19 protein-coding genes are annotated in these 20,250 nt (G+C 63.9%); 16 read left to right on the forward strand and 3 right to left on the reverse strand.

Going from position 1 to position 20,250, the window contains the following annotated elements:
• The first annotated feature begins 264 nt into the window (after window positions 1–264).
• Complete coding sequence (gene rpoD, locus LAN61_02640; protein ID MBZ5539397.1) at window positions 265–1,989, forward strand: RNA polymerase sigma factor RpoD; 1,725 nt, start codon at window positions 265–267, stop codon at window positions 1,987–1,989.
• 177 nt (window positions 1,990–2,166) lie between these two features.
• Here the strand turns inward: rpoD and LAN61_02645 are convergent, their stop codons facing one another.
• A complete protein-coding gene (locus LAN61_02645) occupies window positions 2,167–2,670 on the reverse strand; it encodes a DinB family protein (GenBank protein MBZ5539398.1) in 504 nt (167 codons plus the stop codon).
• Between the two features lie 36 nt (window positions 2,671–2,706).
• Window positions 2,707–3,912 carry an MFS transporter gene (locus LAN61_02650; protein MBZ5539399.1) on the reverse strand — a complete coding sequence of 402 codons (1,206 nt, stop codon included), beginning with the start codon at window positions 3,910–3,912 and terminating at the stop codon, window positions 2,707–2,709.
• Between LAN61_02650 and LAN61_02655 the strand changes: the two genes are divergently transcribed.
• From LAN61_02655 to LAN61_02725, 15 genes are all read left to right on the forward strand, one after another.
• On the forward strand, window positions 3,868–5,148 hold the full coding sequence (locus tag LAN61_02655; protein MBZ5539400.1) for an ABC transporter ATP-binding protein: 1,281 nt from the start codon (window positions 3,868–3,870) through the stop codon (window positions 5,146–5,148). The two genes, LAN61_02650 and LAN61_02655, sit on opposite strands and share 45 nt — an antisense overlap.
• Entirely contained in the window at window positions 5,145–5,969 is an 825-nt protein-coding gene (locus tag LAN61_02660) for an ATP-binding cassette domain-containing protein (GenBank protein MBZ5539401.1), read from the forward strand. Before LAN61_02655 ends, LAN61_02660 begins: the two co-directional genes overlap by 4 nt.
• Window positions 5,970–6,116: 147 nt before the next feature.
• Complete coding sequence (tgt, locus tag LAN61_02665) at window positions 6,117–7,256, forward strand: tRNA guanosine(34) transglycosylase Tgt (GenBank protein MBZ5539402.1); 1,140 nt, start codon at window positions 6,117–6,119, stop codon at window positions 7,254–7,256.
• A gap of 189 nt (window positions 7,257–7,445) precedes the next feature.
• Entirely contained in the window at window positions 7,446–7,763 is a 318-nt protein-coding gene (gene yajC / locus LAN61_02670; protein ID MBZ5539403.1) for a preprotein translocase subunit YajC, read from the forward strand.
• 66 nt (window positions 7,764–7,829) lie between these two features.
• A complete protein-coding gene (secD, locus tag LAN61_02675; protein ID MBZ5539404.1) occupies window positions 7,830–9,455 on the forward strand; it encodes a protein translocase subunit SecD in 1,626 nt (541 codons plus the stop codon).
• 133 nt (window positions 9,456–9,588) lie between these two features.
• The gene (secF, locus tag LAN61_02680; GenBank protein ID MBZ5539405.1) at window positions 9,589–10,839 is read left to right on the forward strand and encodes a protein translocase subunit SecF; all 1,251 of its coding nucleotides are present in this window, start codon (window positions 9,589–9,591) and stop codon (window positions 10,837–10,839) included.
• 5 nt (window positions 10,840–10,844) lie between these two features.
• The gene (locus LAN61_02685; GenBank protein MBZ5539406.1) at window positions 10,845–11,576 is read left to right on the forward strand and encodes an energy transducer TonB; all 732 of its coding nucleotides are present in this window, start codon (window positions 10,845–10,847) and stop codon (window positions 11,574–11,576) included.
• 81 nt (window positions 11,577–11,657) lie between these two features.
• Complete coding sequence (locus tag LAN61_02690; protein MBZ5539407.1) at window positions 11,658–12,377, forward strand: MotA/TolQ/ExbB proton channel family protein; 720 nt, start codon at window positions 11,658–11,660, stop codon at window positions 12,375–12,377.
• Window positions 12,378–12,380: 3 nt separating this feature from the next.
• The gene (locus LAN61_02695; GenBank protein ID MBZ5539408.1) at window positions 12,381–12,827 is read left to right on the forward strand and encodes a biopolymer transporter ExbD; all 447 of its coding nucleotides are present in this window, start codon (window positions 12,381–12,383) and stop codon (window positions 12,825–12,827) included.
• A 133-nt stretch (window positions 12,828–12,960) separates the two neighbouring features.
• The gene (locus tag LAN61_02700) at window positions 12,961–13,389 is read left to right on the forward strand and encodes a biopolymer transporter ExbD (protein MBZ5539409.1); all 429 of its coding nucleotides are present in this window, start codon (window positions 12,961–12,963) and stop codon (window positions 13,387–13,389) included.
• A gap of 109 nt (window positions 13,390–13,498) precedes the next feature.
• On the forward strand, window positions 13,499–14,350 hold the full coding sequence (locus LAN61_02705) for a hypothetical protein (GenBank protein ID MBZ5539410.1): 852 nt from the start codon (window positions 13,499–13,501) through the stop codon (window positions 14,348–14,350).
• Window positions 14,351–14,477: 127 nt separating this feature from the next.
• Complete coding sequence (locus LAN61_02710; protein ID MBZ5539411.1) at window positions 14,478–16,697, forward strand: bifunctional (p)ppGpp synthetase/guanosine-3',5'-bis(diphosphate) 3'-pyrophosphohydrolase; 2,220 nt, start codon at window positions 14,478–14,480, stop codon at window positions 16,695–16,697.
• 165 nt (window positions 16,698–16,862) lie between these two features.
• Window positions 16,863–17,363, forward strand: coding sequence for a hypothetical protein (locus tag LAN61_02715; protein ID MBZ5539412.1), 501 nt, complete (start codon window positions 16,863–16,865; stop codon window positions 17,361–17,363).
• A gap of 77 nt (window positions 17,364–17,440) precedes the next feature.
• Complete coding sequence (locus tag LAN61_02720; protein MBZ5539413.1) at window positions 17,441–18,904, forward strand: hypothetical protein; 1,464 nt, start codon at window positions 17,441–17,443, stop codon at window positions 18,902–18,904.
• Window positions 18,901–19,278 carry a RidA family protein gene (locus tag LAN61_02725; protein MBZ5539414.1) on the forward strand — a complete coding sequence of 126 codons (378 nt, stop codon included), beginning with the start codon at window positions 18,901–18,903 and terminating at the stop codon, window positions 19,276–19,278. Before LAN61_02720 ends, LAN61_02725 begins: the two co-directional genes overlap by 4 nt.
• Window positions 19,279–19,421: 143 nt before the next feature.
• Here LAN61_02725 and LAN61_02730 read toward each other — a convergent pair whose 3' ends face one another.
• Window positions 19,422–19,904 (reverse strand): hypothetical protein, encoded by a 483-nt coding sequence (locus LAN61_02730; GenBank protein MBZ5539415.1) that lies wholly within the window; start codon window positions 19,902–19,904, stop codon window positions 19,422–19,424.
• Window positions 19,905–20,250 lie beyond the last annotated feature (346 nt).

Below are 20,250 nucleotides of genomic sequence, written 5' to 3' on the forward strand. Positions count from 1 at the left end.
TGGCGCAAGAAGGACAGCGCGGGGAAGCCGGTGAGCGGGCAGCGGTGCGGAAGGAATCTCACGACAAATGATCGTCGAACAGGGAGATTTCGCCTGTTCCTTGTGCGGCGGATAGCGCGCCTCCGGGGAGCATCTGGCTGCTCCTGACGGATGACGGCCCCGCGCGGCATGGGCGTTTTATGGGCATTGCGGAAGTGATGCGCGCAGCAGGCGCGCGGCAGCCGGACGGAAAATTTGCGGTAAAGGCGGAGGAGTTTCGTGGCGCTGGCTCTTGAAGAAAAATATGATGCCGTACGGCAGCTCATTGCCATGGGCAAGGAGCGCGGGTATCTGCTGTACGACGAGGTCAACGACACCCTTCCGGCCGAGGTGCATTCCTCCGAAGAGATCGACGACCTGCTCTCGACCTTCGAGCGCTACGGCATCGACATCTACGAAGACGCCGCGACGGCCAAGGCCGCGCGCGCGGCGCTGGAGCTGGCCGAGCCCGGCGCGGAAGCCGAAACCCGGGAAGAGCCGCACGCCGAAGAGTCCGAGCTGGACCTGACCCCCGGGGCGCTGGAGAAGACCAACGACCCGGTGCGCATGTACCTGCGCGAGATGGGCACGGTGCCGCTGCTGACCCGCGAGGGCGAAGTGGCCATCGCCAAGCGCATCGAGCGCGGGCAGCTGGTGGTGATGAAGACCATCACCCGCTCGCCGATCGTCATCAAGGAGCTGATCGCCGTGGGCGAGGACTTGCGCAAGGGCGCGCGCTCCATCAAAGAGATCGTGCAGTTCGACGATGAAGAGCTCACCGAAGAGAAGATCGCCAACAAGACCAAGCAGACCCTGAAGAAGATCGAAAAGATCGAGAAGCTCTACGAGACGGCGCTGAAGCTCGCCGCGAAGCTCGAAAAGATCCAGAAATCCAAGAAGAGGCAGTATGTCCGCGCGAAGTGGGAGCTTTCGCGCACGCGCATCGAGATCTCCCTGGGCATGCGCGATTTCGAGTTCAACCCCTTCGAGAAGAAGCGCCTGATCGACAAGATGCGCGGCACCATCGAGCGCCTGCAGTCGCTGGAGCGCGAAGCGGGCCGCCTGGAGCGCCGAGTGGACGCCTCCAAGGGCGAGACGGCCTCGGAGGCGCGCAAGGAGCTGCGCTCGCGGCGCTCCGAGCTGAAGGACATCGCCGAGCGGAGCGAAGTCGGCGTGACCGACCTGAAGCGCACCCTGGTGGTCATCCACCGCGGCGAAGCCGAAGCCGAACAGGCCAAGAAGGAACTGATCGAGGCCAACCTCCGCCTGGTTGTTTCCATCGCCAAGAAATATACCAACCGCGGCCTGCAGTTCCTGGACCTCATCCAGGAAGGCAACATCGGCCTGATGAAGGCCGTGGACAAGTTCGAATGGCGCCGCGGCTACAAGTTTTCCACCTACGCGACGTGGTGGATCCGCCAGGCCATCACCCGCGCCATCGCCGATCAGGCGCGCACCATCCGCATCCCGGTGCACATGATCGAGACCATCAACAAGCTCGTGCGCACCAGCCGCCAACTGGTGCAGGAACTGGGCCGCGAGCCCACCAGCGAAGAGATCGCCAAGCGCATGGACATCCCGGTGGGAAAGGTGCGCAAGATCCTGAAGATCGCGCAGGAACCGATTTCCCTGGAGACGCCCATCGGCGAGGAAGAAGATTCGCATCTCGGGGACTTCATCGAGGACAAGGCCGTGGTCTCGCCCTCCGATGCGGTCATCAACCTGAACCTCAAGGAACAGACCTCCTCGGTGCTGAAGACGCTGACGCCGCGCGAGGAGAAGGTCATCAAGATGCGTTTCGGCCTGGACGACGGCTCGGAGCACACCCTCGAGGAAGTCGGCCAGTCGTTTGCGGTGACGCGCGAGCGCATCCGGCAGATCGAAGCCAAGGCTCTGCGCAAGCTGCGCCACCCCTCGCGTTCGCGCAAGCTGCGCGCGTTCCTCGAGGGCCCCTCGCGGGATTACCTCTAAAAAGAGGCGAGCGGCCGAAACACGAAACTCGAAATACGAAACACGAAACAAAAAAACGCCTCCGAGACGCTCGGAGGCGTTTTTGTTATTCCTGCCGGTGCGTGTTGCCTTATTCGCAGTTGAGATCTTTCCGGCACCGGGTCTTCTTCGACGGCTGGGTGTGCGGCGCGCGCAACTTCAGGGAGCGGTGCTGCGCGCGCGCACTTCCTCCGAGGTCAGTCCGTAGAGCGGCGGCGTGGGAACGCCGAGAATGCCGAGATAAATGTAGATCTGCCCGCGGTGATGGATTTCGTGTTCGACCATCGCGCGCAGCCATTTCCACACCGGAATTTCCACCCCGCCCGGCGTCTTGCACTTGCCCTGCAGCTCCTCGCCGCTCAGCCGCGCAAAAATCTCCCGCGATTCCGCGTGCAGCCGCTCCAGGAAAGCCAGCACGGCTTCCCGGCCTGCGGCCAGCTCCTGGCCGTGGCTGGTGTAGCGGCTCGGCCGGCCTTGGATGGTTTCCGCGAACATGTGACGCTCGGCCACGGCGATGTGCCGCACCAGATCGCCGAGCGTAAATTTCCCCGGCGCGCAGCTCCATTCGATCTTGTCCGGCGGAATGCAGCGCGCCACGCGCAACGTGCGCTCGCGCACGTTTTCGAAGTACTGCAGAAACGGCTGGATGGTGCGGATTTCCATGGGCGGCTTCTCCCCTGTGCCGGCGGCTTCCTGAGATTATCGCAAAAGCTGGCGGGCGCGCGTGGCCGAGAAGGTGGCGGCGGCGTAGAGCAGGGCCAGCAGCACGAAGCCGGCGGCGATCCCCGCGCTCTGCGCGATCCAGCCCAGGGCCACGCTCATGGATACTTGCAGCGAAGTCGTGAGGATGGCGATGGCCGATTGCGTCCGCCCCATGAAGTGCCGCGGCACGATGCCCAGCAGCGCCGACTGCGCCACCACTCCGCCCACCGCGCGGCACAGCCCCGAAGCCGCCTGCAGGGCCACCGCTCCCGCGAGAAAGGCCACGAAGGGAATGGCCAGGTGCGCCGCCGCGAGGCTGGCCATGGCCAGGACGTAAACGTTCAGGCGCAGCTTCCGCGGCAGCTGGCTGGCGATGAGCCCGCCGGCAACGGCGCCCAGCGCCCAGCCCGCTTCCAGAAAGCCCAGCCCGCGCGCCCCGGCGCGCAGGACGTCGTTGGCCAGCGCCACCAGCACCACGTTGGCGCTGACCACGCTGGCCATCATTACCGCGTGCGTCACCCCCAGCGCGCGCACCACCGGCTGCTGCTTCAGGTACGCGAAGCCTTCCTTCAGGTCGGCGTAGATGGCCAGCGACAGCCCCGCTTCGGCGACGGCGGGCATTTCGCCGCTCTCCAGCGCTTCCGCGGTGGCTTCCGTGGCTTCGGAATATTCGCGCGGGTAATTCTGCTTCTGCCGCGGGGAGATGTAGCCGCGCCGCACGCGGTACAGGCAGAACGCGGAAACGAAGTAGGTCAGGCCGTCGATGGCCAGGATCCCGGCGATGCCCGCGCTGTCGTAGACGAAGCCCACGAACGACCCGGCAATGAGCATGCCGCTCTGCACCCCGATGAGCGTGGCCGCGCTGGCTCCGGTGTACTGGCTCGGCGGGATCACCTCCTGCACCAGCGCGTTGACCGTGGCCCAGTACATTGCCGAGCCCATGCCGTTCACCAGGGTCATGGCGTAGAGGTGCCACAGCTCGAGGTGGCCCCAGTGCGCCAACGCTGCCGTGCCCAGCACCGTGCAGCCGCGCACCAGGTCCAGTGCCACGCCCAGGTAGCGGCGGTCGAAGCGGTCGATCAGCACCCCGCCGAGAAACGGCACCAGCATCCCCGGCAGCGTCACCACGATCACCTGCAGGCTCACCTTCACCGTCGAATGCGTGGTGGAAAGGATGTACCAGCTCACTCCGGTAAAGTTCATCCCGCTGCCGAACAGGGAGACGAACATGGCCACGAAGAAATAGCGGAATCCGCGCTGCGCGAAGATCAGCTTCCAGTCCACCCGGGTTGTCGTCGCGGCAGTCATCGCAGGAAACGAGCTACGCACATTGTACCGGGCCGGCGCGGGCGGGCAGAGGATTCGCTTGGCTCGCTGCGCAGCATCAGGCAACGGCACCAGGGGAAAGGCCGCGAATTTCGTATTTCGACTTTTGCCTTTCGTGTCTATGATGGCCGCGTGGACAAGCTGCTCGAGGTGCGAGACCTGACGGTGGAGCTGGCGACCCCGGCGGGCTGGGTGCGCCCGGTGAACGGCGTGTCGCTGCAGATCGGCGCGGGGGAAGCGCTGGGCCTCGTGGGCGAATCGGGCAGCGGCAAGACGATGCTGGCGCTGGCGTTGATGGGCTTGCTGCCGGAGGGCGCGCGGGTGAGCGGCGAAGCCCTGCTGGACGGGCAATCCTGTGGGAAAAATCTCGCGGCGTTCAGCGAGCGCGAATGGCGCGCCGTGCGCGGGCGTGAAATCGCCATGGTCTTCCAGGAGCCGATGACTTCGCTGAACCCGGTAATGCGCGTCGGCGCGCAGATCGCGGAGGCCATTCGCGCTCACGAGCCACAACTGAACACTGCGGAAGTGCAGCGGCGCGTTCTGGCCGCTCTCGAACGCGCGGCGGTGCCGGAGCCGGCCGCCCGCGCGGCGCAGTTTCCCCACCAGCTCTCCGGCGGCCTGCGCCAGCGCGCGATGATCGCCATGGCCCTTGCGGGCGGCCCGCGCCTGCTAATCGCCGACGAACCAACCACCGCGCTCGACGTTACCGTGCAGAAGCAGATCCTCGACTTGCTGGACAATCTGCGCCGCGAGTTGCGCCTGGGGCTGCTCTTCATCACCCACGATCTCGGCGTGGTTGCGCAGGTAGCCGGCCGCGTGGCGGTGATGTACGCGGGGCGGATCGTGGAAGAAGGCCCGGCGCACGAGGTGCTGGCGCGGCCCCGGCATCCCTACACCGAAGGCTTGCTCGCCGCGTCGCCGCGCCTGCGCCGCAGCCAGCTGGTGCCGATTCCCGGCGCGGTCCCGCAGCTTACGGCGCTGCCCCCGGGCTGCGCCTTCGAGCCGCGCTGTGCCCAGCGCCGCCCCGAATGCGCCGCCGCGCTGCCGGAACTGCGCGCCGTGACGCCGGATCACGCCGCGCGCTGCGTCCTTTTGTCAAGGCAGGATGGATGACAGCCGGCGAAATGCTCCTCGAAGCGCGCGATCTGCGGAAAAGCTACCGCCGCGGCGGCGGTGTCTTCGCCGGGCGCGCTGCGGTGACGGCCGCTACGCCACAATTTACCGCCGTGGATGGCGTGAGTTTCGCGCTGGCGCCCGGCGAGACACTCGCGGTCGTCGGCGAATCCGGCTGCGGCAAGACCACGCTGGCGCGCATGGTGTTGCGCCTCATCGAGCCGGACGCGGGCGAACTCCGCTTTGCGGGCCAAGACCTGCGCGCGGCGCACGGCGAAAAACTGCGCGCGCTGCGCCGGCAGATGCAGATGGTTTTCCAAGACCCTTACGCCTCGCTGAATCCGCGCATGCGCGTGGGCGAGATTGTCGCCGAGCCGCTGGCCATCCACGAGCCCAAGCAGCCGCGCGCGGAGCGGCGCGAACGCGTCGCTGAGATCCTCCGCCGCGTGGGCCTGGGCGCCGACGCCCTCACGCGCTACCCGCACGAATTTTCCGGCGGCCAGCGCCAGCGCATCGGCATCGCCCGGGCGCTGATCCTGCGCCCCAGGCTGGTAGTGGCCGACGAGCCCGTCTCCGCGCTGGACGTTTCCGTGGGCGCGCAGGTGCTCCTGCTCCTTCAGGAGCTGCAGAGCGAGTTCGGCCTCACCTACCTGTTCATTTCGCACAGCCTGCCGGTGGTGGCGCAGATCGCCACGCGCATCGCCGTGATGCGCGCCGGCCGGTTTGTCGAGTTGGGTGCAGCCGAGCAGGTGCTGGAGCGGCCGCAACATGTCTACACGCGAGAGCTGCTGGCCGCGGTTCCGGGGCAAGTGGAGAGTTAAAAATTAAAAAGTGGGAGAGGACCTGCTGTTCCGTTACGCGTCCGGGGCCGGAAGCTTCCGGCTCTAGGTGGACTGGCCAGGTTTAACCGCCGTCTTGCAACTCGTCGCCGGTCACGAGTCACACCTCCGGCCTGCTACACTTGTCACGTGGGCATTTCCTTCACCGTAGAAAAAACCGATCCGACGGGCGCGCGCCGCGGGCGCCTGAAGACTCCGCACGGAGTCATCGAGACCCCCGTGTTTATGCCTGTGGGCACGCAGGCTACGGTGAAGAGCCTGCGGCAGGAGACCCTGGAAGAGCTCGGCGCCGGGATCATCCTCGCCAATACTTATCACCTCTATCTGCGGCCGGGGCACGAACTCGTCCGCAAGCTGGGCGGGCTGCACCAGTTCATGTCCTGGAAAGGCGCGATCCTCACCGATTCGGGCGGCTATCAGGTTTTCAGCCTGGCCGATTTGCGCAAGATGAGCGACGAAGGCGTGCGCTTCCGCTCGCATCTGGACGGCTCCGAGCATCTGCTCACGCCGGAGAAGGCCGCGGAAATCCAGCTCGCGCTGGGTTCGGACATCGCCATGGTACTGGACGAATGTATCGAAACGCCCGCGCCGCGCGACGCGGCGCAAGCGGCGCTCCAGCGCACCACGGCCTGGGCCCGCCGCGCCCGCGACTTTTTCCGGGACTACGCCAGCCGCAACGGCGAAGTGCAGCAGGTACAGTTCGGCATCGTGCAGGGCGCCACCTTCTCCGACCTGCGCCGCGAGAGCGCGCGGCAGCTTCTGGATCTCGATTTTCCCGGCTACGCGGTGGGCGGCCTGGCCGTGGGCGAGCCGCACGCCATGACCTGCGAGATGGCCGCGGAGGTGACCGCGCTCTTGCCCCCAGACCGCCCGCGCTACCTGATGGGCGTGGGCCGCCCGGAACAACTCGCCGATTATGTGGCCCTGGGCATCGACATGATGGACTGCGTGCTGCCCACGCGCGCGGCGCGCCACGCCTGCCTGTACACCAGCCAGGGGCGCATGATCATCCGCAACGCGCAATACGCCCATGACCAGCGGCCCATCGACGAAAGTTGCACCTGCACGGTGTGTGCGCGCTACACCCGGGCCTACGTGCGGCACCTGTTTGCCTCTGGGGAACTCCTGGCGGCCATTCTGGCCACCCACCACAACGTCCACTTTTACCTTGACATAATGCGTCAAATCCGCGAGGCTATCGCGTTTGGGACACTCGCGTCTTTCTCCTCGGAGATGCACGCGCGCTATGCGGGGGGCCTCGCGTGTTGACCGCTCTGCGGTCACACTTGCAAAGGGCGGGGGCCGGCAAGCGCACGCCGTCCGCAAGTCCACTCGAGTAGAGGATCGGGCAAGTTCAACCGGCAGAGGAACTTCCTGCCGCTTTGCCGCTTCTCTTGGTGGCCGGACTATACAGCCAAAATCCGCGGCGGGAGACGCCGCAAGGGAACGGGCAGACACGTGACAATGTTCGGGGCAATATGGTTGCAGGCGCAGGGCAACTCGGGACTTCTGGGCAGCCCGATCTTTTTGATTGTCATCCCGGTAGCCATCTTTTATTTTCTGGTGATCCTGCCGCAGAGCCGCCAGCGCAAGAAGGTCCAGGCGATGCTGGCGGCGCTGAAAAGCGGCGACAAAGTCGTCACCAGCGGCGGCATTTACGGCACGGTCGCCGGCATTGACGGCGAAGCGGTGATTCTGCGCATTGCCGATCAGGTTAAAATTCGCATCGCGCGGTCCGCGATTGCACAGGTTGAAGGCTCGGAAAATGAAAAATAAGGCCTGTATGCGTGACCGCAAAGCGGTCAACCTGCACCGCGAACGCGCGCATCTTAGCTTCTGAATATGAACTCCAATCTGAAGTGGAAAGCGCTGTTTATTGCTGGAGTCATCCTGGCCTGCGTTTACGGGCTGGTGGGGCTGCCGTCGTTCCCCACCTCGTGGTCCAAGGTGCGGGACAACTTCGGCCACCAGATCAAGCTGGGCCTGGACCTGCAGGGCGGCACACACCTCATCCTTCAAGTGCAGGTGCAGGAAGCGATCAGCCAGGAGACGGACCAGACGGTGGACCGTCTAACCGCGCAGCTGCGCAGCAAGAACATCCGTTACGAAGAGATCCGCCGCGTCGACGACACCCATATCCTGGTGCGCAACGTCGCTCCCGACAGCACCAAGGATTTCCGCGATTACGTCAGCGAGCAGCTGGCCAGTCTGTGGGACATGTCTTATGCCGCGGGCGAAAATGCCGGCTTCCAGCTGGCCATGCGCCCCAGCGCCATCGCCGCCATCCAGCAGCGCACCATGGAGCAGTCCCTGGAGACCATTGAGCGCCGCATCAACGCCCTGGGCCTCACCGAGCCGACTATTCAGCTCCACGGCCGCAGCGACAACGAGATTCTCGTGCAGCTCCCGGGCGAAGGCGATCCCTCTCGCGCCAAGGCCGTGATCCAGGCCGGGGGGCAGCTGGAACTGAAGCTGGTGGAGGATCCCACCCCATATCCCTCGGAGATCGCCGCGCTCAGCGCCCACAACGGCGTGCTCCCGGCGGGTACCGAATTGGTCCGCGGGCGCAGCGAAGGCCGTGCGGGCAGCGCCGCGGGCGGGGAAAACTGGTACGTGCTGGATCGCGCCGCGGTGGTCACCGGGCGCGACCTGCGCAGCGCCCAGGAAAACCGTGGGCAGGTCCCCGGGCAATACCAGGTCAATTTCAGCTTGTCCACGGAAGCCGCGCGCCGCTTCGGGCCCTTTACCGAGCAAAACGTCGGCCGCCAGATGGCCATTGTCCTCGAGCACAAGGTTTACTCCGCGCCGCGCATCAACAGCCGCATCGACGATTCCGGCGTGATCGAAGGAACCTTTTCCCAGGAAGAAGCGCACGACCTGGCCCTGGTGCTGCGCGCCGGAGCCCTGCCGGCCTCCATCAAGTATCTGGAAGAGCGTACGGTGGGGCCGTCCCTCGGCGCGGATTCCATCCGCCACGGTCTGCAAGCCTCCGTCCTCAGCCTGCTCGTGGTGATGCTCTTCATGCTCATCTACTACCGGCTGTCGGGCGCCAACGCGGTGATCGCGCTAATCCTCAACCTGGTCATTCTGCTGGCCGCGCTGGCCTACTTTGGCGCAGTGCTGACCCTGCCGGGCATCGCCGGCGTCATCCTGACCATCGGCATGGGCGTGGATTCCAACGTCCTGGTTTTCGAACGCATCCGTGAGGAGCTGCGCAACGGAAAACCGGCCGTGTCGGCCGTGGATGCCGGATTCAGCAAGGCCTTTCTGACGATCATCGACACCCACGTGACCACCGTGGTTTCCGCGGTCTTCCTCTTCCTGTTCGGGACGGGGCCGATCAAGGGTTTCGCCGTCTCCCTGACCATCGGTTTGCTCGCCAATCTGTTTACGGCGATCTATGTGTCGAGGACCATTTTCGGCTATCACCTGTCGAAGATGGAGCGGCAGGCGGAATTGAGTATTTAGCAGGGTTTTTAGCGGGCAGTCCTAGTACTTTTTTGGCGGTTCACGGGACCAGCGTTTTCGGCGCCGGCAGATTTCCGAAATCGGGAACAATCTGAAGTCGGCTGGAGTCTAAGGAAGGGAAGCAAAAGAAGAGATGGAGTTCTTCAAACAGCCCAATATCGACTGGATGGGCAAGGCAAAGTACTTCTTTGCCTTGTCCGGCTTTCTTTTGCTCCTTGGCGGAATCTCCTGGGCCAGCAAGGGCGGCCTCCGCTATGGCATTGATTTTAAAGGTGGTACGCTCGTGTACGTGCGCTTCGCGCAGCCTCCGGACGTGGACAAGCTTCGCATAGCCTTGACCGCGCAGGGGATCGGATCGAGCGAGATTCAGAAGATCAGCAACATCGCCAACCCCAACTCCAACGAAGTGGTGATCGGTCTGGAGCAAAAGGGGCGAGGCGACGAGGCCCTGGACGCCGGCAAGGCGCAGATCCTGAAGGCGCTGAGCGTTACCTATGGGGCGAGCGCCTCCGGGAAGGCGGATTTCAATGCCGCCACCCCGGCTACGCTGGCTCAGTTCCTGACGCAGCGTGACCCGCTGGCCGCGGGTACCGCGGCCGCTGAGCGCTACGCGCTGCTGGCGAAGAAACTGACGGACTATCGCGATAAGGAAGCGAACGGCGTGTTGACCTCTCTCGCCGACCTGAACAAGGTCGAGGGCATGACCCCGGCAGTGCTCTCTGCACTCCAGGAAAATTATTCCCTGGGCACCTTCGCCATCCGCAATGTGGAGATCGTCGGACCCAAAGTCGGCGCGGAGTTGCGCCTCCAGGCGATTTGGGTGACGCTCACTGCGCTGGCGGGCATGTTGGTGTATATTGCTTTTCGTTTCGAGCTGGTTTACGGAGCTGCCGCTGTCCTGGCCGTATTCCACGACGTGCTGATCACTCTGGGTTTTTTCTCGCTCTTGCATTTTGAGATTTCGCTGACGGTTATAGCCGCGCTGCTGACACTGGTTGGGTATTCGATGAACGATACCATCGTCATTTTCGACCGCATCCGGGAAAACAACCGGTTGTTGCGCAAGGAATCGTTCGCCGATGTGGTCAATACCTCGATCAACCAGACTCTTTCGCGGACCATTTTGACCAGCGGCCTGACTTTTCTCACCGTGCTGGTGTTGTTTCTGATGGGCGGGCAGGTGCTGCGCGCATTCTCCTTTGCCCTGACAGTGGGGATTGTGGTAGGAACGTATTCCAGCTTTGGTATTGCTGCTCCCCTGGTGGTCGCCTGGAATCGCTGGCGCGGCCACAAGGCGGGCGCAGGAACCGGACCCGCAGCCGGCACTAAATCCCGGGGCGGTGAGACGGCCAATGGGCGTCTTGCTGCAGCCGGCAGGAGGTAGGACCCATGTTTGAAGATCTGGTCGAATGTGGTGCAAGCGCGAAAAAGACCAACAAGAAGTGGACGGTTATCGTGTCCATGATCTTCCAGTTGGCCGTGTTGGGCATCCTCATTCTCATTCCGCTGATCTACACGGAAGCGCTGCCCAAGACCATGATGGCGACACTGCTGGTGGCCCCGCCACCGCCGCCACCGCCACCGCCGCCTCCCGCGGCAGCGGCAGTCGTCAAGGTCCGGCCGGTGCAGCACATGATTCAGGCCGGTAAACTGATGCAGCCCAAGGCCATCCCGAAAGAGGTCAAGATCATCAAGGAAGAAGAGATGCCGGATATTGGCGCGGGCGTCACGGGTGGCGTGCCCGGTGGCGTCCCCGGCGGGCAGATGGGCGGGGTGATCGGCGGGGTGATCGGCGGCGTGGGTGGTCCTCCTCCGCCGAAGCCGGTGCAGCAGCGCATCCGCCAGGGCGGCAACGTGACTGCCGCGATGATCCTGAATCGAGTGCAGCCTCTCTATCCTCCGCTGGCGCGCCAGACGCGCATCCAGGGGACGGTCAAGCTGCACGCGATTATTGCCAAAGACGGTTCCGTGCAGCAGTTGGAAGTGGTTTCCGGGCATCCGCTGCTGGTGCAGGCGGCGCTGGATGCTGTGCGGCAGTGGCGGTATAAGCCTACCCTGCTCAACGGTGAGCCGGTCGAAGTAGACACGACGGTGGATGTGATTTTCTCTCTGAACCAGTAGTCGGGGCGGGCGTGCCGAGGGTGGACCTGAGCGCGCCTGTTCGCAATACGGATATTGTAAACACACTTAAGGAGCAAACGAATGGTAGCCACTTTGTATGTATATGGGTTCATGTTGCTGCAGACCGCATCAACATGGGACCTGCGCACGATGTTGTCCACGATGGGGACTTTGGCGCGTATCGTCGTGCTGATTCTCTTCATCCTTTCCATTTACTCGTTCGGCGTGATGATTGACCGCGCGCTGATGTACAGCGCCGCGCGCAAGCAGTCGCGCGTGTTCGTTCAGCAGGTTGCCGGCGCGCTGCGCGAGGGCAAGCTGGATGAAGCGATCTCCATCGCCGAGCGCAACAAGAAGAGCCACATCGCCAAGGTAGTGGCGACGGGCCTTTCGGAATTTCAGTCCGCTTCCCAGCAGGTCTCGGACGCCGAAGTGATCGACGCGGCCAAGCGCGGCTTGGAGCGTTCGGTGGCCATCGTGCACGCCGAGATGAAGCGGGGCCTTTCCGCACTGGCCACCATCGGTTCGACGGCTCCCTTCGTCGGCCTGTTCGGCACGGTCGCCGGCATCATCAACGCCTTCAAGGGCATTCAGGCTGAAAAGGCCACCGGTCTGTCGGCCGTCGCCGGCGGTATCGCGGAAGCCCTGGTGACCACGGCCTTCGGTCTGCTCGTCGCCGTTCCGGCCGTCTGGGCCTACAACTACTTCACCAACAAAGTCGAAGCCTTCGACGTGGAGATGGACAACTCCTCGATGGAGTTGATCAACTACTTCATCCTGCGGCGGGGCGGAAAGAAGTAACTCATGGCTTACAAGCCCAAGGCAGGGCCGCAGATGTCCACGCCCAACGTGATTCCCATGGCGGACATCATGCTGGTGCTGTTGATCATCTTCATGGTGGTTACGCCCATGCTCCAGAAGGGTATGTCCGTGGATATGGCCAAGACCCGCACTTCCAAGGACATGCCCGATGCGGACAAGGACGATGCCATCATCGTGGCCGTCACCAAGAACGGAGATCTCTTCCTGGGCACCACGAAAATCGCCAAGGAAGACCTCGCCGGGCAGATCAAGGATCGCATCGCCAACCGTCTGGACAAGACGGTCTTCGTTAAGAGCGATGCCCGGGCCAAGTACAAAAACGTGGTCGCGGCGGTGGATGAGATCCGTTCCGCCGGCGTGGACACGCTGGGCCTGCTGACCGAAAAGATCACCGCTCCGGAACGGCCCGGAACTCCCCCCGCCAGCTGAGGGGGCGCTGTACGACAGTTCGTGGGAAGGTCCATTCGTTTGCAAGTGTGCAACAGGCCGCGCCGGAGAGTGGCTCCGGCGCGGCTGAACAGCCGGGTTCCGCAAAGACGCGCCGGCTGACAGGAGACCCGCAATGGGAATGCAGGTAGGAGAAAGCAAAGGCGCATTAGCGGACATGAACGTTGTCCCGCTCATCGACATCCTCCTGGTGCTGATCATCATCTTCATGGTGATCACGCCGTTGACGCCGAAGGGCATGGACACGCTCGTGCCGCAGCCGCCGCCGAAAGATCAGGTGGTGAACCCGGATATAGAGCAAAAGACCGTCGTGGTCCAGGTCGAGCTCAACAACAAGCTGAAGATCAACAACGAAGACACCAACTGGGAGGGCCTGGAGCCGCGCCTGGAAACGATCTTCAAGGAGCGCGCCGAGAAGGTGGCCTTCGTCAAGGGCGATGACGACGTCATGTTTGAGCAGGTAGCGCGTGCCATCGACCTCATGCGCAGCGCCGGCATTGACAAGGTTGGACTGATCACGGCCAAGATCGAAGCCGGCCAGTAGAAGTTCCGTTACGGACGACTCCGGATGGACCGCTTTTGCGATCACTACCGGATGAAAACGCGCCGCCCGCTGGGGCGCCAAAAAAAATTACGCAGGGATGGTTGCTCCGATGAAGCTCACTGAATGGGTTCGGATAGGCCGCCGCGCAACGGTGCTTGCAGCTCTGGTGTTTTTCGCCATGGGCACGGCGGGTTGCAACAAATTGAAGGCTCGCGACCTCCTCAACAAGGGCGTCGCCTCCTTCAAGGCCGGCCAGTACGATGCGGCCATCGAGCAGTTCAAGCAGGCCAAGGAAGCGGACCCCACGCTGTTGAACGCCCGCCTGTACCTGGCCACCGCCTATGCCAGCACCTATATTCCCGGCGCTCCCTCGGATGAGAACGTCAACCGAGGCAAGCAGGCGATCTCCGAATATCAGCAGGTCCTGGATATCAACCCGAACAATCTCAGCGCCATCGACGGCATCGGCTCGATCCTCTTCCAGATGGCCGGCCAGCCCTACGACCCCAAGAAATTCGAGGAGTCCAAGAGCTTTCATCAGAAGCACATCCAGATCAAGCCCGACGATCCCGAGCCGTACTACTGGGTCGGCGTGATCGACTGGACCTTGGCCTTCCGCGCCAACGCCGAGATGCGCGCCACCTACAACCGCGACAACGTCCGGAAGCAGATCAAGGATACCGATCCCCTGCCCCCAGCCATCCGCCAGGATTACGCCAGCAAGTATGCCACCATGATCGACGAGGGAATCAAGAGCCTGCAACAGGCCAGCACGCTGCGCGCCGACTATGACGACGCATTGGCCTATCTCAACCTGCTCTATCGCCGCAAGGCGGACGTGGTGGAGACCGAACAGGAGCGCGACGACCTGCTCAAGCAGGCCGACGATCTGGTGGACAAGGTCAAGGAAATCAAACAGAGGAAGCTGGACCAGCAGTCGCAGCAGTCGCCTGCTTCCTGAGGCACGTCCAGAAACGCAGTCTTGCCGGGGCGCGGTAACTCGCGCCCCGGTTTGTTTTTCAGCACAGCTTTGCGTTTCCCCGCCTTCGCTTCGACTCTCCTGTCTTCTCGGCGTAGAATAAAAGGAGATGCCTGGCCTTCACAATCCGCTGGTCAACTTCACCCGGGACCGCACCGCCCGGCAGCTTGAATTGCGTTTTGAAGAGTTGCTCCAGAAGCTGCGCAGAAACCGTCCGGGAGAGGACGCCGAGCTGGTGCGCCGCGCCTACGAGCTGGCCAGCCGCCAGCACAAGTCCCAGACTCGCCAGTCGGGCGAGCCCTACCTCTCGCATCCTCTTGAGGTGGCGCACATTCTGGCCGACCTGCGCATGGACGCCACCACCCTGGCGGCGGCTCTGCTGCACGACGTCGTCGAAGACACGAAGTTGCCCCTGGCCAAACTCGCCGAACTCTTCGGGGAAGAGACGGCGCGGCTCGTCGAGGGCGTCACTAAGATCGGCCGTCTCGATCTGCTGGCCCCGGAAGCCCGCCAGGCCGAAAACGTCCGCAAGATGCTCCTGGCCATGGTCAACGACGTGCGCGTGGTCCTGGTCAAGCTGGCCGACCGCCTGCACAACATGCGCACCCTCGAGTATCTCGATCCCGAGAAGCAGAAGCGCATCGCCCGCGAGACCCTGGAGCTCTACGCCCCTATCGCCCACCGCCTGGGCATGAGCGTGCTCCGCGGTGAGCTGGAGGACCTGGCCTTTCCGCACCTTGAGCCGGACGCCTATCTGGAGCTGCAGAAGGAAGTGGCGGAGAAGAGCAAGGCGCACCAGAAATTTCTGGACGAAGTGCAGGACACCATTCGCAAGAAGCTGGTTGCCAACGGCATCCCCGCGGAGGTCGAGGGGCGGGTGAAGGGCCTCTACTCGCTGCATCGCAAGAGCCTGCGCCAGCAGCGGCCCCTCGAGCAGATCTACGACTGGCTGGCAGTCCGCGTCCTCACCGACACCGAGCGCAACTGCTATGCGGCACTCGGCGTCGTCCACCAGATCTGGCGGCCGGTGCCCGGGCGCTTCAAGGACTACATCGCCATGCCGCGCCCCAATCTCTACCAGTCCCTGCATACCACCTTGATCCATGGCGGGCAGCCCTTCGAGGTGCAGATCCGCACGCAGGAAATGCACCGCATCGCCGAGGAAGGCGTCGCCGCGCACTGGAAATACAAGGACGGCAAGAGCGTCTCCGACGCCGACGATCGGCGCATCGGCTGGATGCGCCAATTGCTGGAGTGGACGCAGGAGATGCAGGAACCCGGCGAATTTCTCTCCACGCTGAAGATGGATCTTTCCCCGGTCGAGGTCTACGCCTTTACCCCCAAGGGGCGTGTGCTGGAGTTGCCGCGTGGGGCCACGCCGGTGGACTTCGCCTACACCGTGCACACCGAGATCGGCCACCAGTGCGTGGGCGCCAAGGTCAATGGGCAGATGGTCTCCCTGCGCCACGAGATCGCCAACGGCGACGTCATTGAGGTCCTCACCCAGAAGGGGCACACCCCCAGCCGCGACTGGCTCAGCTTCGTCAAGACCTCGCGCGCCAAGAGCAAGATCCGCCACTGGGTGAGCGTGCAGGAGCGTGCCGAAGCCATGGACATCGGCCGGCGCCTGCTCGAGAAGGAGGCGCGCCAGTTTGGACGCAGCCTGAGGAAAATCAGCGCGGAGGATCTGGCGCGCGCGGCGTCGGACTGCGGAGCCGGCGGCCGCCCCGAGGATCTCTTCGCCGCCGTCGGCTTCGGAAGATTTTCCGCGCGTCATGTGATCGCGCGGATTCTCGGCGAACCGCCTCCGGCCGCGGTGCCCGCTCTGGAAGACACCGCGGCGCCGCTGGTCAAGACCGTCAAGCGCATGCTCGGCATGGACGAGTCCCCGTTGGTCGTGCGCGGCCAGGACGACCTGCTGGTCTTTCGCGCCAAGTGCTGCAACCCGATTCCCGGCGACGAGATCAGCGGTTACATCACCCGCGGCCGCGGCGTGGCCGTGCATAACCGCGCCTGTCCCAACGTGCAGAACCTGCTCTACCAGTCCGAGCGGCGCATCGCCGTGGAGTGGGGCGGCGCCGGGAAAACCACCTTCCCGGTGCAGTTGCTGATCCGCACCAAGGACCGCCCCGGCGTGCTGGCCGAAGTCACCTCGGTCATCAGCGGCACGGGCACCAACATCCGCAACCTGGAGAGCCGGCCCGACGGCGCCAATGCGCGCATCGAGGCCAACCTGGACATTTCCGACCGCCGGCAGCTCGAGGGGATCCTGGCGAACATCAAGAAAATCGCCGGCGTGTTCCGTGTCGAGCGCGTCTACCGCGGCTGACTTCTTCCAGGTATCCCACACAGCACACGGGAATCGTCTCCCGCTTCCAGCGGTTACAATGAGCTCATGGGGCCACGCCTTCTTCTCTGCGCACTCTTACTCGCTTTTGCGGGGGGCTGCGGCCGTCATCCCCTCACCGATTACCGTGCTCTGGATCAGGCCGGAATGTTTTTCGGAAAGGTGCAGGAGCTGAAGGCTCTGAACACCGACGACGAAGAAGTCGCGCAACTCGTGAAGCTCAAACGAGCCGGATTTTCCGACGACACCTGCGTCAGCGTGATCAGCGCGGCCCATGCCCACCAGCACACCTTCACCAGCTCCGATGCCATGATCAGTCTTGTCCGCGGCGGCTTCAGCGAACCGGAGATTTTGGAGATGGCGCAAACCGATCACATCGACACTCTGAGCCTCGATGCGGTCACCCTGCGCCTTACCGGCCTCTCCACCTCCTTCGTGCTGAACATTCTGCATCGCCGGGCCCAGGGTCTTCCGACGTTGTCCGGCGCGGCCATCGGCCACCTGAAAAACACGGGCCTCACCGAGAGCCAGATCCTCCAGCGCGTCAACGAAGGGATGACGGACGAGCAAGCCGAGCGCGAGAGCGTGGCGCGCGAGCGGGCCCGCAACCAGACCGGCTTTGTGCGCCACTACCGCCGCCGCCGCTGAGCTCCCCCTGCTCCATGCGCACGCCCTCGCGACTTTTGCTTCCGCTGTCCGTCCGGGCTCGCTACAATCGTCCTAACGTGCCCCCTTCGTGCCATCGCCGCCTGGCCATTTCCGCCGTGCTGCTTCTTGTGGCGCTGGGTGCCGGCGCTTGCGCCGTGCCCCTCGGCCCGGGCTATACCGTCGAAAAGCAGACCGTGCACGTTCATTTCGTTCCCGGCGCGCCGCGCATCGAAATCACCGCAGAGTTTTATCTCCTCAATACAGGCACGCGGCCCCTGGAGACCCTGGAAGTGCTCCTCCCCGAGCAACGCTACTTTCACGCGAGCGAATTGCGCTTTGCCCTGGACGGCGCGGCGTTGCCAGGCGCGGTCCGCATGGAAAACGGCAGCCGCATTGCGCAGTTGACGCTGCCCTCCGCCTGGGGTCTCCGCCAGCGCCACGCCCTGCAGTTCGCCTGTGACCTTCTGCGCCCCGATGCGTATCCCGCGCAGCTCGATTTTGCCTCCGATGCCTTCTATCTGCCCGCGGAAGACTGGGTCCCGCAGTTGCTCCCGTCCCCGGGACTTTTCGCCACCGGTGGCGACCCCCCGGCGCAGTGGGATCTGTTCGTGGGCGTGCCGCAGGGGTTCCTCGTGCATGCCAGCGGCCAGGAAGTGGGAAGAGTGCAGGCGGGTGAGGAAGTGCGCGTGCGTTTTGCGCAGCACGCGCGCGATCGCCACCCCTTTGTGGCCGCCGGCGCGTACCGCGAGAGCCAGATGAAGTCTGGCTCGCATCGCGTGCATTTCTGGACCCGGGAAGCGCAGGACCCAGCCCGGCTGCAGAGCGTGGCGGACTCCCTCGCGCGCGCTCTCGACGCTTATGACGAGATGTTCGGCGAGCGCAAGGGCGGGCGGCACGTGTGGATCGTGGAGTGCCCCGGAATTTCGGGCTGCGCCCGCGCTACTGCGGAATATTTGCAGGCCGTGCATGGTCCCGGCGGCATCGCGGAGACCGCCTTTCTGGATAGCGCCGTTCTCGGCCTCGCGCAGGAGCCGGCGGCGTTGGCCGCAGCCGCGGCGCCCCTGCTGGCCGTGAACTGGCTGGGCTATGGGCAGGATCCCGCCCCTGAGAAGCAGCAGGCTCCGCTTTCCGAGCTGCCCGCTTTCGCGGCGAACCTCGGCCGCGAAGCGGTGCAAGGGCCGCAGGCCCGGCAGGAGATAATTCGTTCCGTCCTGGCGGTCCTGCCGCGGCCACTCGCGGGGCGGCAAGTGCGGGAACACGAGCCGCGGCCGGAAAAAAGCCTGCTTTTCTTCTACGCCTTGCAGGATGAATTCGGTAAGGCCGCCCTCAACCGTGCCCTGCGTCACATGGTCCAGGCGCGGCGAGGCCGCGGCTTCGACCTGAACGATCTGATCGCGGCCCTCGAGCAGGAGACGCATCACAACGTCGCGGAGTTTGTGCGTCTGTGGATGAAGCACCCGGGCGTACCCGCCGGATTTCGCGCGCGCTATGAAAGCCAGCCCGCGTCTGCAGCCACTTTTTCCAAGGAGAGCACACTATGAAAGATGTCGTTCTGACGGATCGCGGACCGAAGCCCATCGGACCTTATTCGCAGGCCAACAAGGCGAACGGATTCATCTTCGTTTCCGGCCAGGTGGCGCTGGACCCCAAAACCGGGGAGATGCTGGCTGGAGATATCAAGCAGCAGACCCAACGCGTGATGGAAAACCTCAAGGGGATCGTGGAGGCGGCGGGCACGAAGATGCAGCACATCGTCAAAATCACGGTCTATCTGAAGGACCTGAATGATTTTGAGGCGATGAACGAAGTTTACGGCCAGTACTTTCCGCTGGCCCCGCCAGCGCGTTCGACCGTCCAGGTGGTGCGGCTGCCCAAGGACGCGCTCGTCGAAATCGACGCGATCGCCACGACCTAGCCAGGCGGCCGGGAACCGCTGAAGAGAAGCCGCCTGCCGGAAGCAACGTGGGGATGCGCACCGCTGCGGATCTTGCAAAAAAGCCCACGCGGGCAATCCCCGCGTGGGCTTTTTTTAAGATGCTGAAAGGAATTTCAAAAACGTTACGGCCGGCTCGGACTTTCGAAGACTTCGTGCAGGGCGAAGACAGTCATCCCCGCGCTCGCGGCAATCAGCACGATCAGGATGCGGTCTCTGGACCGGCCAGACCTCTGCGGCGAGCCGGAGCCCGACCCGCGCGGTCCCTGCGCTTCCGGCATGGCCGGAGCGTCCAGAAGCACCCGGTAGGAGCCGGCTTCGGGAATCAACTTCGTCTCTTCTCCGATGGTGATGGAGAGCGGCCCACGACGGCTGGTTACGATCATTTCCTTCGGGCCAATCAGGGTCACTTGCGCCACGGTGGGGCCGTTGCTCTGCGGGCGAATCTGGGCATCGCCGGCGCGCAATTCGAAACTGTTGGCGCTGGCTGCGGAGAAGGTCAGTGTGCCAGCAGTCAGCGTTGCGGACGGAACCTCCGCATCGTTCGCCAGCGTGGCGGAACTCGTTGCGCCGAGGTAGATGCGGGCATTGCCGATACGCGCCTGCATTGCGCCTTGCGCTTCCGTGGATATGCGTTCGCCCCCAAACAGCGTGGTACCCGCGGAAAGGGCAGATTTACTGGCATGCGCGCGTTCAGCAGCTACAACCATACCCAGCGCTGTCGGCGGCGCAGCTGGTATGGAGGGGACGGCCAAACTCACGCAGACAAATGCAGTCGCCAGCCCGCGCGAAAAAACCACTCTAGCACCTCCGGAGGACTAGAAAACAAACTACGAGATTTCTTATGCCAAGTCAATTACTTGTTTGTGGAAATCTTTTGCATACTATTAGGAGGAGTAATACCTTCGTACTAGGACTGTCCTGGAGGGGTTGCCCAATGCCATGTTTCTGGCC

This window comes from Terriglobia bacterium (genome assembly GCA_020072785.1).
Classification (GTDB): domain Bacteria; phylum Acidobacteriota; class Terriglobia; order Acidiferrales; family UBA7541; genus Acidiferrum.

Excerpts from the sequence above, each read along its gene's own strand:
- LAN61_02645 (MBZ5539398.1), bottom strand. The coding sequence starts at position 2,670 with ATGGAAATCCGCACCATCCAGCCGTTTCTGCAGTACTTCGAAAACGTG.
- LAN61_02655 (MBZ5539400.1), top strand. The coding sequence starts at position 3,868 with ATGCGTGGTGGAAAGGATGTACCAGCTCACTCCGGTAAAGTTCATCCC.
- LAN61_02650 (MBZ5539399.1), bottom strand. The coding sequence starts at position 3,912 with ATGAACTTTACCGGAGTGAGCTGGTACATCCTTTCCACCACGCATTCG.
- LAN61_02660 (MBZ5539401.1), top strand. The coding sequence starts at position 5,145 with ATGACAGCCGGCGAAATGCTCCTCGAAGCGCGCGATCTGCGGAAAAGC.
- secD (MBZ5539404.1), top strand. The coding sequence starts at position 7,830 with ATGAACTCCAATCTGAAGTGGAAAGCGCTGTTTATTGCTGGAGTCATC.
- secF (MBZ5539405.1), top strand. The coding sequence starts at position 9,589 with ATGGAGTTCTTCAAACAGCCCAATATCGACTGGATGGGCAAGGCAAAG.
- LAN61_02685 (MBZ5539406.1), top strand. The coding sequence starts at position 10,845 with ATGTTTGAAGATCTGGTCGAATGTGGTGCAAGCGCGAAAAAGACCAAC.
- LAN61_02690 (MBZ5539407.1), top strand. The coding sequence starts at position 11,658 with ATGGTAGCCACTTTGTATGTATATGGGTTCATGTTGCTGCAGACCGCA.
- LAN61_02695 (MBZ5539408.1), top strand. The coding sequence starts at position 12,381 with ATGGCTTACAAGCCCAAGGCAGGGCCGCAGATGTCCACGCCCAACGTG.
- LAN61_02700 (MBZ5539409.1), top strand. The coding sequence starts at position 12,961 with ATGGGAATGCAGGTAGGAGAAAGCAAAGGCGCATTAGCGGACATGAAC.
- LAN61_02705 (MBZ5539410.1), top strand. The coding sequence starts at position 13,499 with ATGAAGCTCACTGAATGGGTTCGGATAGGCCGCCGCGCAACGGTGCTT.
- LAN61_02710 (MBZ5539411.1), top strand. The coding sequence starts at position 14,478 with ATGCCTGGCCTTCACAATCCGCTGGTCAACTTCACCCGGGACCGCACC.
- LAN61_02715 (MBZ5539412.1), top strand. The coding sequence starts at position 16,863 with ATGTTTTTCGGAAAGGTGCAGGAGCTGAAGGCTCTGAACACCGACGAC.
- LAN61_02725 (MBZ5539414.1), top strand. The coding sequence starts at position 18,901 with ATGAAAGATGTCGTTCTGACGGATCGCGGACCGAAGCCCATCGGACCT.
- LAN61_02730 (MBZ5539415.1), bottom strand. The coding sequence starts at position 19,904 with ATGCAGGCGCGTATCGGCAATGCCCGCATCTACCTCGGCGCAACGAGT.